We start from the raw sequence: 15,369 nt of genomic DNA, 5'->3' as shown, positions 1-15,369 counted from the left end.
TTACATACGCAGACAGGACAAGCAATGAAACAGAACGAATCCCGTCAGGGGGCAGCTGAGACCGTTGTGCTCGAGAACGACAGCGTCTACGCCGCGCTGTGCAACAAGATCAACCTGAAGACGGTCGCCGAGGCGCGTCCGCTCGAAGCGTTCCGAGATAACGACACGCTGTCGGAGGCATCGGCCGACGAACGCGTCGCGCGCGGCATGGGCGCGCTGCTCAACCTGATCGCGAAGGAAAGCAAGCCGGTCGACCGTCTCGACAAGTCGTTACTCGATTTCCACATCGGTCAGCTCGACCGGCAGATCAGCCGCCAGCTCGACGCCGTGATGCATACGCCGGAATTCCAGGCGCTCGAGGGGCGTTGGCGCGGTCTCAAGATGCTCGTGTCACGCACGGACTTCCGCAAGAACGCGCGTATCGAAGTGCTGGACGTATCGAAGGATGCACTGCAACGCGATTTCGAGGACACGCCGGAACTGATCCAGAGCGGCCTGTATCGCCTGACGTACATCGAGGAATACGACACGCCGGGCGGCCAGCCGATCAGCGCGATGATCAGCGACTTCGAGTTCGAGAACTCGCCGATGGACGTGGCGCTCCTGCGCAACATCTCGAAGGTGGCGGCCGCCGCGCACATGCCGTTTATCGGCTCGGTCGGCGCAGCGTTTTTCGGCAAGCAGTCGATGGAGGAAGTGGCGGCCATTCAGGACATCGGCAATTACTTCGATCGCGCCGAGTACATCAAGTGGAAGAGCTTCCGCGACACCGATGACGCACGCTATGTCGGCCTGACGATGCCGCGCGTGCTGGGGCGCCTGCCGTACGGCAAGGACACGACGCCGGTGCGCGCGTTCAACTACGACGAAGCCGTGAAGGGCCCGGACCACGACAAGTACCTGTGGGTCAACGCCTCCTTCGCGTTCGCGGCCAACATGGTGCGCAGCTTCGTGAACAACGGCTGGTGCGTGCAGATCCGCGGCCCGCAGGCTGGCGGCAAGGTCGAGGACCTGCCGGTCCACCTGTACGACCTCGGCACCGGCGTGCAGCCGAAGATCCCGACGGAAGTGCTGATTCCGGAGACGCGCGAGTTCGAGTTCGCGAATCTGGGCTTCATTCCGCTGTCGTTCTACAAGAACCACGACTTCGCGTGCTTCTTTTCGGCCAGCTCGACGCAAAAGCCCGCGCTGTACGAGACCAAGGAAGCGACGGCCAACAGCCGCATCAACGCACGCCTGCCGTACATCTTCCTGCTGTCGCGGATTGCCCACTATCTGAAGCTGATCCAGCGCGAGAACATCGGCACGACCAAGGATCGGCGTCTGCTCGAGCTCGAGCTGAACAGCTGGATCAAGGGTCTCGTGACCGAGATGAAGGATCCGGGCGACGAGCTGCAGGCCTCGCACCCGCTGCGCGACGCGAAGGTGACAGTCGAGGACATCGAGGACAACCCGGGTTTCTTCCGTATCAAGCTCTTCATCATCCCGCACTTCCAGGTAGAGGGTATGGACATCGGGCTGTCGCTGGTGTCGCAGATGCCGAAGGCCAAGAGCTGATTTGACGTTTGTCGCATGAGCCGCCGGGGCCGTCATGGCCCGGCGTTGTTGTCCGTCCCTCTCGCGCGTTTATGAGAATTCCTGCATGTCGATGATCCTGCCTACCCAGTCTTATGAATTGAAGCTGGCGCCACATCCGGCGCCAACGTCCGTCCTCAAGTTCGCGGGGCGGGATGCCGTGAGCGAGCTGTATCGCTACGACATCGAGTTCACGAGCCCGATGGCCGGTATTCCGATGGATCAGATGGTCGGTCGCCCGGCAAAATTCATCATCGCCCCGGTCGATCCGAACATGGACTATCTGCGCAGGATGTTCGGCGAGCGGGCGGCGCAATTCAGCAAGATGCCGCCGGCGTACACGATCCACGGCGTTATCACGGAGTTCGATGAGCTCGGCACCTCGGCGGACGAGACGCACTATCGGGTCCGGCTCGAGCCGACGCTCGCCGATCTGAATCGGGGCGTGACGAGCCGGCTGTTCCAGAAGCAGTCGGTCGAGGAGATCGTGACCGATACCCTACGCCATTACGGCTACCGGGCCGGCGTCGACTTCCAGTTCCAGCTACGCGGGAAGTACAAGCGGCACGAATACATCACCCAGTATCACGAGACCACGTTCGCCTTTATCCGGCGCCTGTGCGCGGAAGAGGGAATCTGGTTTCGCTGGGAGCAGAAGAAGGATCACGCGGTGCTGGTGTTCGGCGATGATCTCGATGCGTACGCGCGCAAGCAGCGTACCGTGTCGTATCGGCGCGACTCGGGGCTGGAGAGCGCCGGCCGGGACGCGATCAAGACGCTCGAGAAGCGGACCCGGCGCGTGCCTGAAGCCGTGCGGCTGCACGATTACAACCACCGGCAGGCCGGTGTGTCGCTGCTCGTCGAGGAAAACGCCGCGCGAGCGGACAAGTCGACGAACGGCATCGACTATCGCTGGGGCGAGCATTACGAGACGCCGGAGGAAGGTCAGCAGATCGCCCGTCGGCGCCACGAGGAGTATCTAGCCGCGCAGATCACCTTCAACGGCACGGGCAATCCGTTCTGGCTCGAAGCGGGCGAGGTGATGCGCGTCGACCCGGTTCAGGCCGATGCGAAGCACGGGATCTTCATCACGTCGGTCGAATCGCGCGGCGGGCGCAGCGACGCGTATTGGGTGAGCTTCGAGGGAATTGCGTCGGACCGGGTCTGGCGTACGCCGATGGCCTCGATCGAGCGACCGGCTATCGACGGCATCCTGCCGGCCCGCATTACGTCACCGGGCGACTACAAGTACGCGTACCTGACCGAGCAGGGCTGGTACGTGATCAAGCTACCGTTCGACCTCGATGAGTGGAGTCCGGGTGGCACGAGCCGGCCGGTGCGGTTCGCGAAGCCGTATAGCGGCGACAACTATGGGCATCATTTCCCGCTGATCGACGGGGCGGAGGTGGCGATCGTCTTTACGGACGGCCATCCGGATCGGCCCGTGATTATCGGCGCGATGCACGACAGCCTGCATCCGGATCTCGTCAACAACCTGAATCACACCCGGAACCTGATCCGCACGGCCGCGCAGAACGAGTTGCGGATGGAGGATAAGGAAGGCGTCGAGCATATTCATCTGACGACGCCGTTTCAGACCAGTGAGCTCAATCTCGGGCACATGGTCGATGGGGAGCGCAAGGAGCGAGGCCGAGGTGCCGAGCTTCGCTCAGACGGCCACGTCGCCGTGCGCGGCGCGAAGGGGATGCTGTTCAGTGCCGAGGCACAACCTGGCGCGTCTGGTCAACAACTCGCCATGCAGGACGGAGATGCAACGTTTGAGCAGGCTATACAAATCCTGCGCTCCCTCAATGACACCGCGAATGCTGCGAAGGCGCTTCAGGCCGAAGTCGAGCAGCAGCGCACCCTGATCGAACAGAAGCTGAGCAATCTTCAGAAGTCGGTCATCGTCGCAACCGCACCGGAGGGCGTCGGTATCGCCAGCGGTCAGCACGTGCAGGTCGCCGCTCGCAGGCAGATGTTTGTGACTGCCGGTGAGGGGCTCGACATCGGCGTCATGAAGCGCATCACGATGGCCGCCGGCGAAGCGCTTTCCTTTTTTGCGGCAAAGCTGGGCATCCGGATCCTAGCAGCGAAGGGGAAGGTACAGGTTCAGGCCCAGGGCGATGGGATGGAACTGATGTCGCTGCAGAATCTTGTGGCGAGTTCATCAGATGGCGAGGTGATCGTCACGGGTCGCAAGGGTGTCACGATCGGCGACGGGGCGGGAGCATACATCAAGCTCTCGGGCGGCAAGATCATCCTCGGCAGTCCAGCCGGAGAAATTGAGCTCAAGGGCAACCTGAAAATCGACGACCCGGACGGCGGCAGTTTCAAATTTCCGACGTGGTCCGACGTGCCACTCAACGACGTGAAGAACGCCACGAACTTCGGATTCTCTGAATAAGCTCATCCATGACAACTCAACCCGCACCGAAGAAACCGCAAGCGCCTACGCCGGCACCAGCCAAGCTGAAGTCACTGCCGTTCGCGTTTCCGTTCCTGCGCAAGGGGCAGGGCCAGTCCAAGGCCTCCGCGCAGTTCACGGACGAGCATGAGATCTATCGGCTGCTAGCCGAGCATGAGCCGGCTGGCACGTATCTCGTGGGCCGCAAAGGCATGTGGCACGGTGGAATTCACGTCACGGAAGCGGGCGCCGGACAGTCGCTGGATCTCGAGGCGGGATTGCGTTGCATTGCCGACGGCGTACTGATCGCGTATCGCGCCGACAAGACATATCCACTCAGTGAGATAGCCGCGATCGGGAGCGAATCGCCCGATCAGGCACCGTACAGTACCGGCTTTGCTCTAGTGCGGCACACGATGGAATTTCCGCGGGGCAGGAAGCTGACGTTCTACAGCCTGTACATGCACCTGATGTCGTACGAGGACTACGCGAACTTCCCGAAGCGCGACAAGCCATCATACTGGCCGCGGCAATGGCGAGTGACACAGTACGCGCAGGATAAGCCATCGTCTGGTCGAAACGGGCAGGTTCCCGATTCGGCGCAGCAGGGACTGCGCGTTCGCAAGACTCCGAACGGCACTCCGATTGGCATTCTGCCCCAGGGGGCCACCGTTGGCATCGGGAAGATCGAGACGAAGCACGGAAAGCGGTGGGGGCAGTTGACGGCTCTTCACGGAACATCACTGTATCCGCAAGAAGCAGGCGGATACGTCGAGCCGTCAAGTGCAATTGATCAGTGGGTCTATCTCGGTCAGGAAAACGGTGGGCCGGTTGTCGAGGAGACTATCCAGGACTCGATTTTCGATCGGGTGGTTGTGGTGACGGACCAAACCAAGCCAGGCGACACACCCGGCATTCCGATCAAAGCGGGTGAGTTGGTCGGTCACCTTGGTCGATACGACTCGCTGAACCAACGCACGTCTGGAACCCGGATGGCGCATATCGAAGTGTTTTGCGACGACAGTATCCAATCGTTTCTCGAACAAGGCCGGGCATGGGTCAACGAGCATGGAGCGCATAAAGAGGACTGGGCGGCATTGGGCCTGCCATCCGAGCCAACAATCCTGCGGATCGCGCCAGGCACGGTGCTGTATCAACGTACCCAGAATAACAAGTTCGTTCCAGGCGCTGATCCGCAGTCGAGAAAGACGGACGCGGTTCAGGTGTATTCGCTCGCCGAACTGGCGCGTGACCCGAAGCGACGAATCCCCGAGCCGCATCCGAATCCTAATCCGGGTTACCCGGTGAACTGGTGGCACGTCGACGGCGTGAATGCACAAGGTCAACCAATCGACGGCTGGGTGTGCGACTTCAATCATGCAAGTGGGCGGGTGACGCGGGAATTCGCGCAGAAGTGGATCGACTTCGAGTGTATAGAGGATACCCATGATCCGGCGCATACGATCTTTGCGACAACCCCAAAGTGGGTCGACTGTGAGCGCGGCGCCAATGTTGCCGACATCGCTTCGCGTTCGAATCTCAGCCCGTTGATGCTCAAGGTGTACGACACCCTGTTCACGAGAGGGGATGGCAAGCGGGCGGCTAACGAACTATGCACGCTGGCGCAGGCCGGGCGCGGGGGATATCCGTGGTTGATGCAGGCCGCGTCCCGACTGATCGTCAAGCACGAGAGCGAGTGGGCGAACCCGTCGAAATGGACGCAGCTGATCGCCGAGCTGGAGAAGCACACGGGATCCAAGCCTCAACATGGGGAAGAGCAGAAGCGGATCGAGAAGCTCGCGTGGTGGAATGACGTGGCAGCGGGCGTTTCAGATTTTCCGACACAGGATGTTTACCACATCAATCCAATTGGGCTTGTTGAAAATTTCGCAGTTGAATGTGATTGCAAGGTCCGCTTTGAAAAAGTATCAAAGATCGTTTTGGCTAACGAGGGGGGATATGTAAACGATCCCGATGACTCTGGAGGGGCGACCAACAAAGGTATTGCATGGGCTACGTGGCAAGCTTATGCCAAGGAAGATATTGGGGTAGAGCCTACGCTAGAGAATCTGATAGCGCTGACCGATGATCAAGCGAAAACGATATATCTGAAACGATACTGGGAGCCTCGCGGCTTTTGTGGCATACCCAACGAAAAAACCGCTCTAAATATATATGACTGGACGATAACATCCGGTCGAGCAATTAAAAAAATTCAGGAAATGCTAACGTCGGAATATTCAATCGAAATCGCGCAAAATAACAAAATGTCAAAAGACTTTGTGCATAAAATAAATTCGATCGAGGACCAAAGCGAGCTTGTGAAAAAAATTGGCGTAATCCGCAAGCAATACTATACATCGCTTGCGTACGATAAAGAGGGGAAGCCAAACAAAAATTACAAGTTTCTGGATGGGTGGATAAAAAGAGTTGATCGTTGCCTGAATTATAAGTGATAGATGTCATGGGTAAAATTAAGATTTCGGTTATTCTTTGCGTATTTTTGGCGATCTCAATCAACGGGGTGGCGTCACCGATTGATTCATTTTCCGGAGAGTGGGACTGGGTTGATGCGCCAGACACAATGACATTTTCAATTGATTTGACGCAGAATGGCACCAAACTCTACGGGCAATATTGTGCGGTAGCTCAAAATGGAAACAAGGTGGACTGCGATGGGAAAGCAGATGCCAATATCAATGGAATTGTTGATATTGCGGGACGATCGGCGATCGTCAATTTCTCATCTTTCTTCGGGGCGAGAAATGGAAAGGCGAGTTTAAATATCAGTAATGGAAGGCTTGTGTGGCATATTGTGAAAATCCCGGCCGACGGGGAGTTTTATGCTCCAAAAAAAGCCATCCTGGTGTCTCATTCATCGGTCAAGTCTAATTATCTGGCAGAAAATGTTGCCCACTGCTCCGTCGGAAACATAAAGAAGAATGTCTTCGATGCATCGGTGCTTGCAAAGAACTCATGGGTGTCCATTGAGAATGGCACTGCGGAATATCCGATTATTCTTGATTTTTATCGACCAACAAAATATGGGTGTAAAAAAACTGAATTTGCACGATATTCTGTTGAGGGAGGGGCGCCGACAGTCGAATCGATATTTTTTATGCCGCTTCATGGTCGTGTAAATGTATTCTCCATTGTTGCGTGGGATATAAGCAGTCGCGGTGATGGCACTTATGGGCGACTCTATCAGGTGTACGCCTATTTTTTTGATGAAGATGGCATGCTGGTTGAAAATAAGCATGTTTCTGAAGATGACTCAATGACTGGGATTGATGGATACTCCCAGGGCGTAGAGTCAAAATTTCGATATAGAACGGCTTCCGATGTTAAGAAATACTGGCGCAGCCGACGGGAATAGATTCGTAGGATGCGGCGAGGCTTCAAATGATTCATAGATCCCTATTTTTGTTCTTGACCGTGCTGTCTGCCCACGTTGAGGCCCAGGTGAGTGTACCCGAAGAATCGAATGCTTTGCAGTACACCAATCGCGAGCAAAATTCCTACCGAACGCTTCGATTTAAGCGGCAAGATGGCACGATTTTTACCCCTTTCGATGAGGGATTGAGATTTTACGAGCCTGATGCGAACAGCTTGTCGCCGGACAAACAGTACTCGATCGTTAATTTTTCTGCAGAAGGAGATCTCGCTGATTCCAGCGGTGTGTCGGTGCATTCCGAGTATCTGTGTGCCTTCGTACGTATGAAGGACGGTTGCGTTGTGCATGTGGCGCAAGATGCTGTTTGTGGTGGCGAGTGGCACCCGCCTCATCAATGGTCCGTCAACATTGAGCCAATCTTCGATAATCCACCTAATGTAACCGACATCTATGCTGGTTATTCGTCGAATCACAAAAGCGGATATCAAACTTCACAGCCACCGATCCTAGCATATCTGGCGGAAGGTACCGCGTTTGACAATTTACTTGCATGCGATCCACCCAGCGCAGGGAACAGGAATGTTTATTCGAAACTATTTGCCAAATTACAGAGGGACGGAGATGCCGAAAACGCCGCCAAGCTGAATAGGATTCTGATTCTCGGCCGAAATGGCACATCTATTCACGCAGCGCCAGTTGAGTCGGGCACCTGGGTTGGACATACGGTGATTTCAAAGAAGGCATATCTGTATGCAATGCCCGAGAAATCATCAGTTACTAGAGCATATCTTGTGCAAGGTGATTTGGTATTGTTGAATGAATCTAGCTTGTCGAGGGGATTTGTGGTTTCAAGGTATCGTCAGAAGAGTGGAAATATTATAGAGCGATGGATTCGCTGTGAGGATGTAAGTGTGTGCTCTGCGGGAAATTGAATCGTCTAGTTTCGATTTTCTTGGAAATATTTTTTGAGGTCCGTGATGTTCCGTTGGGTTGTGACGTAAATCCAGCGTGAGAGCTGGGTCGGATATATGTTCGTCATGAAATGAAGCGAAGAAATTATTATAAGTTTGAATCTCGCTATGCTAATTTGAGGTGTCGGGTCGAATTGGCCTTTTTTCTGGGTGTTGCTAAAAGTGTCGGTGGTGTGGCGGATTATGGAATTGTCTATTCGGATTGGAAGGCGGTAAGCGGTGGCGAAATTTTGGTGTCCAGAGCTGATTGCGGGCGGCAATGTTGTCCCATATTTTGTTGATTGTTAAACAATTGGGTGGCGGTTTTTTCGTCAAAGCATTCTGGGCTCGATTTGCATGGAAACTTTTGGCATGAAATGCGGAAGTGTGGTGCCGCACGCAATATCAATTAAAAGATGATAGTCAATGAAAAATCTCGTATATGAAGGTGACGCAACGAGTCATGGCGGCAAGATTCTGACCGGCTCGGATCGTATCAAGGTAAAGGGGCGACGGGCCGCCCGTGTTGGCGACAAGGTCTCATGTCCGATCCACGGCGATAATGAAATCGCCGAAGGCAGCAGCAGGATGAAGGATGGCACGACGCCGCTATCGCGCGACGGCGATCACACGCGGTGTGGTGCGGAACTCATTGCGTCGACCGGCGGGGCACGGGTCCGGTAAGCGATGCCTGTTGATTTCAATCGCGTGCCGCCGCGAGTGGTGGTGCCGCCTCCGCCTCGGGTTTCGATGATCGTATGGACGATCCTGCTGGTGCTTGTCATGGGTGCGGGAGCGGGGCTGACGATCATGCTCTGGCCCCCGGGTCGACCAACCAACACGCTGTGGTTCTGGTTTTGCGTTGTGGGTTACCCCTTTCTGGCTTGGGCTTTTGGGCTGTTCGCATGGCTCGGGTACGGGTACGCCTGCCGGAATCAGGCGCTTGCGACGAACCGCGTCAGCGACGAAGCGGAGCAAGCCTGCCATGCATTGGCGGCCAGACCGCTGGCGATACTGGGCCATGCCTGGTGCTTCACCGCGAACGATGCGGAGAACGCGCTTGACGGTATCTTGAACGGCACCGAACTGTCAACGCTACGGCCAAGCAGTGCTGTCGCGGATAGCGACGTCCATGCACGTTGGCTCGACATTCCCGATCAGCCTTTTTATCCGGGGAACGAACTCGCTGAACATGCGCGTCATCATGCAGTGGGCATGTGGTTGCTTGAACGCTTGATCGACGCTCTGCTGCCACAGCTCAGCGCGCTTCCACCACGAACACGGCTTCAGATCGAGCTTCAGCACCGGTCAAGAGTGAAACCGGAGATCGTCGAGGCTCGGATACGGGAATTGATCGCGGAACGGGCCCCTGTCTTAACGGTCGACCTGAAGCCCGGAGAGCACACATCGTCGCTCTTTCGAGCGGACGCGTGGCTTGACAATCGAGCCGTCAATACGGTCCACCTGCTCATTGCCGTTGAGCTTCGCGATGCCATCAGTACCGTCCTGTCAGGTGGCGTCGCAGAGGCGGGCGTGGCCCTGCTCGTGGGAAGTCCGCGCCTCGTTTCACAGGCGAATCCCGCCGGGCTACGGTTGCATCGTCCTGCCAAGGACTCGCTAGATGCCGCCGCACGAACGGTCGGGCTGGCTGCCCGTTGGGGGTACGCGTTGCGCGATTGTCCGCGCACAGTGTGGGCACACGGCCTGACCGATGACGGCGTCGGTGCGGTTCGGCGAGCCACATCATTTCCGGACGAGACCCGTTGGAACCTGATCGAGACGTCCGTGGGCGATTGTTCTGGCGCGGGACCGTGGCTGGCTGTCGCCCTTGCCACGGAAAATGCCCGCACAACGGGTGACTCGCAAATGGTGCTGTGTGGAGAAGATCAAGACCTGATCGCCCTCGTGTGCAGAAAACAAACATGAACGACAACAAGACTTTACCTGCGGGCCTCTTCATTGCCATTGCCGCCGCCATCGTGTTCCTCGCGCTTGGTATCGCAGTATGGGTGGAAGGCCCTCGTTACGGGTGGTCTCGCGACACGCGGATCATCATCGAGTTTTCGCTGTGTTTTATCGTGGTAGTGGTGGTCCTGCTGGTTAAGTACTTCGAGGGCGTACTGCTCTGGATCGCGTCGCTGGGGGCTTCCCGCTGGTTTGCTAGATATGACGCCGGCAAGCGCGCCGCAACTGCTAAACCCGACGGTCAGGACCAACCGCTCGAACATGCCGACCGGGCTGCAGCGCTGCGCGATGCGCTACAGGATCGCAACGGCTGGCGCTGGCGCTACCGGGATCGCTGGGTGCTGGTTGCCGGCGACGAACCGCTCGTCAAGCGCCTGGCACCAGGCCTCGCCGACGCCGGCTACGCGATCACAGGCGACACCGTCCTGCTCTACGCGAAACAAACGAGCAACACGCTCGACGCAGAATGGCTCGACCAGATCCGCCGCCTGCGCCGTCGCCGCCCGGTCGACGCGATCGTCGCGGTGACGCGTAACCGCAGCACGGCCCATGCGCCGTTCGACGCCGACAATCTCTCGCAGCGGCTCGCCCGTCACGCACGCGCACTGCATTGGGCCGCGCCCGCATATCTGCTCAACGTCACGGATTTCGGCGACGAAACGTCGAGTCCCGACGAAGCGATCGGCTTCACGTGGGTGAACGCGTGCATCAAGGCCGACGAGATCGACGCTTCGTTGGGCGACCTCGCCTACAACCTCGCGGACGTGGGCGTCGTGCGTTTGACGAAGGATGCGGGTGACCGCTATCCCGCCGAGCTGTCGCGGCATATTTCGGATCTGCGCGTCGCGTTGTCGGGATTGGTGCTGCAAACCGCCCAGTCCCGCGTCTGGCGGCACACGGTTCACGGCGTCCTGTTCGCCCCGTTGTTCAAGGCGCGGGAACTGGCCCCCCCGGCATCTGGCGCCCCGGAAGACGACGAGGTGCCACTCGGCCCGCAACATCGAACGATCTGGCAGATGGTCGCCGAGCACAGTCGCAAGATCCACGGCCGCCGGGTCGGCTTCTCGCTGTCGACGACGGCCGCGTGGCTCACCACGACCCTGATCGGTTTGTGGATCGTCGGCACGATGGTGTCGGGCTTCACGAACCGCGCGACGATTCAGGCCGCAGGGGACACGCTCACGAAGCTGTCGGGAACGCAGGATCGCACCCAGGCGATGTTGACGCTGGACCGTCTCGACAAGCAGATCGACACGCTCGAAGTCCATCGGCGCGACGGCGCGCCCTGGCTGACCCGTTTCGGCCTGAACCGCGACGGCGCGCTGCTCGACGCACTATGGCCGCGCTACGCCAACGTGGCGAGCCGCATCCTCGTTGCACCGATCCGTCAGAAGCTCGAGGAACGCCTCCATCAGCTCGCGTCCCTGTCAGACGCTGAGATCGCCAGCGGCGGGAATGCGCAGGTACAGGCCGCCTACGACACTCTGAAGGCCTACCTAATGCTCGCGAAGCCCGAACGCGCTGTCGCGTCATTCCTGACACCGCAGCTCGCTGCAACGGCGGCTCCCGTGCGACCGGGCAACTCGCCGCTATCGTCGGGCGCCTGGGAAGACCTGCGCCAGCACACGATTGCCTTCTTTGCGGACCATTTGGGCCGCGGTGGATTGCCGGCAATCACCCCGGATCTCGGCCTCGTTGCTTCGACCCGCCAGACGGTCATCGGCGTGCGCGGCATCCAGAACTCGACCGACGCTGTGTACCAGCAGATCCTCGACGACGCGAAGGCCAAATATCCGCCCGTGTCGCTCGCGACACTGCTAGGCGATACGACCAGCCGCGGCCTGTTCAACACGACGGCGACGGTCCCGGGCGTGTTCACGCGCGCCGCGTGGGACGAACGGATCGCGAAGGCGATCGACGAAGCGAGCGAGCGGCAAAACGCTGCGGGTGACTGGGTGTTATCCGACGTCAAGACTACCCAGGCCACCCCGTCGACCTTGAAAGCCGACCTGCGCCAGCGTTACTTCGACGACTACGCGCGCGCCTGGGCGCTGTTCCTCAACGGCCTGCGCTGGCAACCCGCCGCAACGCTGTCGGCCACGGCCGACCAGCTGACGTTGTTGGGCGACCCACAACGTTCGCCGCTCGTCGCGCTGATGAACGCAGTCGTCTACCAGGCCGGCACGGGCGCGAATGCGCAGTCGCTGGCCGACAACCTGATCAACAAGGCGCAGCAACTTGTCGGAGGCAGCGAGAAGGACCCGTCGAAGCAGGCTCAGCCGCAGCTTGCGCCGCTTGCCACGGTTTTCGGCCCGATCTTGCGCCTGACCGGCAGTGATCTGGTGTCAGGTGCGCCAGGCAACGGCAAAGCCGCCGCGCAGCTCGCCGCGACTGGAGACCTGAGTCTCGCGCGCTACCTCGAGCGGGTCACTGCGATGCGGCTCAAGGCGTCGCAGATCGTTTCCGGCGCCGATCCGGACGCGATGGCGCGTCTGGCAGCGCAGTCGGTGCTGCAGGGCAAGACATCCGATATCGCCGACAGCCGCGACTACGCAAGCCGGTTGGCCGCCAGCCTGGGCGAGCAGTGGTCGGGGTTCGGCGAACTGTTCCGCGCGCCGTTCGATCAGTCGTGGCAGGTCGTCGTGCAGCCGGCCGCCGCGAGCCTGAACGAGATCTGGCGCACCGCGATTCTGGCCGACTGGAACAGGGCATTCGGCGGCCGCTATCCGTTCGCCGACTCCGACAACGATGCGTCGTTACCCGAAATGGCGCGCTTCATGCGCCCGGACAACGGCGTGATCACGCAGTTCGTCATGACGCAGCTGGCCGGCGTCATCGAGCGGCAGGGCGACCGGTGGGTGGCCGCGCAGGGCGCCGACCACGGCGCGCTGACGATCGATCCGGGCTTCCTCGCCAGCCTGAACAAGCTCACGCGAATCTCGACGGTGCTGTTCCCGTCCGGCGACGCGCGCGTGCGCTATGAGTTGCAGGCGGTGCCGACACCGGGCGTCACCGACATGCGGTTCGTGCTGTCCGGACGCGAATTGCACTACTTCAACCAGAAGCAGGAGTGGACGCCGTTCGAGTGGCCGGGCCAGTCGCTGGAAAACCTGTCGCACATCGAATGGCAGACCGAGCAGGGCGGCTTGCGTACCGCGCTGGATTCGCAGGGCCGATTCGGCCTGATCCGGCTGCTGGAGCGTGCGAAGGTGTCGCAGCAGGACGGCGCGCGCTATCTGCTGACCTGGACGCCGGATACGAGCCAAGGCATTCCGCTCAGGGTGCAGCTACGCAGCGAGACGGGCGCGGGGCCGCTGGACGTGCTGCAGTTGCGCAACTTCACGCTACCGAAGCGAATCTTCGTGACAGGCTCGACAAAATCGGGACTGAAGCTTTCGTCCAGCAATCCACCGCCGTTACCGGCATCGATGATCGCGGCGGCGAAGCACGCCGCGGTGCCCTTGCCGCGTGGCACGTTTTCGGAGGTCGAATAATGCTGGGTGGACTGTTCAAGAGCCTCTTTCCGGCGCGCGACGACGCCGAGCAACTCGTGCGTGCACGGCTCGACACATGGAGTGCATGGTTGCAGCCGCTTGCCGGCGAGGGCGGGGTCGGCCGCGATCCCGGCTACGAGGACGTATTCTTCGCGCTTCGGGAAGAAACGCAAAAGCTTTCCGGTATCGATGACGGACTGATCGTCCGATCCTGCGAACAGCTGCTCAAGGAAACCGGCAAGGATCTGCGTCTGGCGGGCTACCACGCGTTTGCGCGGTTGCGGCAGGACGGCCCCGCCGGTTTCGCGGACGGACTCGAGCTGGCGGCCGCGCTCGTCGACCGGTTCGGAGAAGCGGTGCTGCCCGCGCGCGCCGAGGCAAAGAAGGGCGCGCTCGAAATGCTGGCCACCGCGCGCGTGCTCGAGCTGCTGGAAAGCCGCGGCGAGTTCGCGCCCGCCGATCTCGAGCGGGCGCTCGCCGCGCTCGATGTGCTGGTCGCCATCACCGGCGCGTGGCCAGACGCAGCGCGCCCGAACCTGCAGCCGCTCGTCTCTCGTTTCGAGCGCAATGGCGAAGCGCCGCGCAGCATGGAAACCGAGACGGTTGCGTCGACAACCACAACCGCGTCGACGACGTCCGGCGCGATAGCGTCGACACGCGATTTGCTGGATCAGGCGCGCACGATGGCGGTGTGGCTGCGCAGCCAGGAGAACGGCTACCTGCCGTCGGTGCGGCTCGTACGCAGCATCCGCTGGGACACGCTGCACGAGGTGCCGCCGGCGGACGCAGCATCGCATACGCGGCTCGTACCACCACGTGGTGAACTGAGGCAGCAGATGAAACGGCTCGTGCTGCAGAAGCAGTGGCACGAACTGCTCGAACGCGTCGAAGGCGCGTTCATGGAAGGCGTCAATCACCTGTGGTTCGACCTGCAGTACTTCCAGCATGTCGCACTCGACCACGTCGGTGCGCCGTACAGCACATGGCGCGAACTGCTGCGCGCGGACTTCGCGCTGTTCCTCGAACGCTTGCCGGGCATCGAGCGGCTGGCGTTCAACGACGGCACACCGTTCGCCGACGACACGACGCTCGAATGGATCGCGCGGCACGCGGTTGTGCGAGACCTCGAAGCGGGTGAGGCCGTCGTCCCGCTGCCCGTATCGGCCGACAGCGAGGGCGATGCCGCCGGCGACTGGCCGGAAATCGAGGCGCAGGCGCGCGACGCGACCGCGCGTGAAGGCGTCGAGGCCGCATTCGCGTGGCTCGAAGCGCTGCCGGGCGTGAAGACCGAACGCCACCGCTATCTGCAACGGCTCGTGATGGCGCGTGTTGCCGATCATGCCGGCCGTCCTGATACGGCGCTCGCGCTGCTTGCCGAGCTCGATACGTCATCCCGGGCGCTGCCGCTGATGCTCTGGGAGCCGGCGCTCGTGTTCGAGGTCAAGCAACAGCTCGTTCGTGCATTGAAAGCGATGAGCAACCGCAAGGACGCCGACAAACCGGCACTTGCGCGCCGCATCGGCGAACTGCAGGCGGAACTGACCGTGCTGGACCCGGCGCGCGCCCTGACCCTCTCATAAGAAC

At 60.0% G+C, this 15,369-nt stretch carries 9 protein-coding genes; all 9 read left to right on the top strand.

Features of this window, described 5'->3' with window-relative positions; genetic code table 11:
• Positions 1-24: 24 nt before the first annotated feature.
• On the top strand, positions 25-1,557 hold the full coding sequence (gene tssC / locus WS45_RS14190; RefSeq protein ID WP_059700461.1) for a type VI secretion system contractile sheath large subunit: 1,533 nt from the start codon (positions 25-27) through the stop codon (positions 1,555-1,557).
• Positions 1,558-1,642: 85 nt separating this feature from the next.
• Complete coding sequence (locus WS45_RS14185; protein ID WP_059700459.1) at positions 1,643-3,982, top strand: type VI secretion system Vgr family protein; 2,340 nt, start codon at positions 1,643-1,645, stop codon at positions 3,980-3,982.
• An 8-nt stretch (positions 3,983-3,990) separates the two neighbouring features.
• On the top strand, positions 3,991-6,438 hold the full coding sequence (locus WS45_RS14180) for a glycoside hydrolase family 108 protein (RefSeq protein WP_082721915.1): 2,448 nt from the start codon (positions 3,991-3,993) through the stop codon (positions 6,436-6,438).
• A gap of 8 nt (positions 6,439-6,446) precedes the next feature.
• The gene (locus tag WS45_RS34970) at positions 6,447-7,358 is read left to right on the top strand and encodes a hypothetical protein (RefSeq protein WP_156437143.1); all 912 of its coding nucleotides are present in this window, start codon (positions 6,447-6,449) and stop codon (positions 7,356-7,358) included.
• Between the two features lie 26 nt (positions 7,359-7,384).
• Positions 7,385-8,308, top strand: coding sequence for a hypothetical protein (locus WS45_RS34965; protein WP_156437142.1), 924 nt, complete (start codon positions 7,385-7,387; stop codon positions 8,306-8,308).
• Positions 8,309-8,752: 444 nt separating this feature from the next.
• Positions 8,753-9,010, top strand: a complete 258-nt coding sequence (locus WS45_RS33465) for a PAAR domain-containing protein (protein ID WP_082721914.1) — start codon at positions 8,753-8,755, stop codon at positions 9,008-9,010.
• A gap of 3 nt (positions 9,011-9,013) precedes the next feature.
• Positions 9,014-10,252, top strand: a complete 1,239-nt coding sequence (locus WS45_RS14175; RefSeq protein WP_059700456.1) for a hypothetical protein — start codon at positions 9,014-9,016, stop codon at positions 10,250-10,252.
• On the top strand, positions 10,249-13,785 hold the full coding sequence (locus WS45_RS14170) for an ImcF-related family protein (protein ID WP_059700453.1): 3,537 nt from the start codon (positions 10,249-10,251) through the stop codon (positions 13,783-13,785). The genes WS45_RS14175 and WS45_RS14170 overlap by 4 nt, the downstream gene beginning before the upstream one ends.
• Positions 13,785-15,365 carry a type VI secretion system protein TssA gene (gene tssA / locus WS45_RS14165; protein ID WP_059700451.1) on the top strand — a complete coding sequence of 527 codons (1,581 nt, stop codon included), beginning with the start codon at positions 13,785-13,787 and terminating at the stop codon, positions 15,363-15,365. Before WS45_RS14170 ends, tssA begins: the two co-directional genes overlap by 1 nt.
• The last annotated feature ends 4 nt before the right edge of the window (positions 15,366-15,369 follow it).

The sequence above is a fragment of the Burkholderia sp. RF2-non_BP3 genome (assembly GCF_001522185.1).
Taxonomy (GTDB): domain Bacteria; phylum Pseudomonadota; class Gammaproteobacteria; order Burkholderiales; family Burkholderiaceae; genus Burkholderia; species Burkholderia diffusa.
Note: the sequence above shows the minus strand (reverse complement) of the source record. Positions and strands in the feature narration are given on the sequence as shown.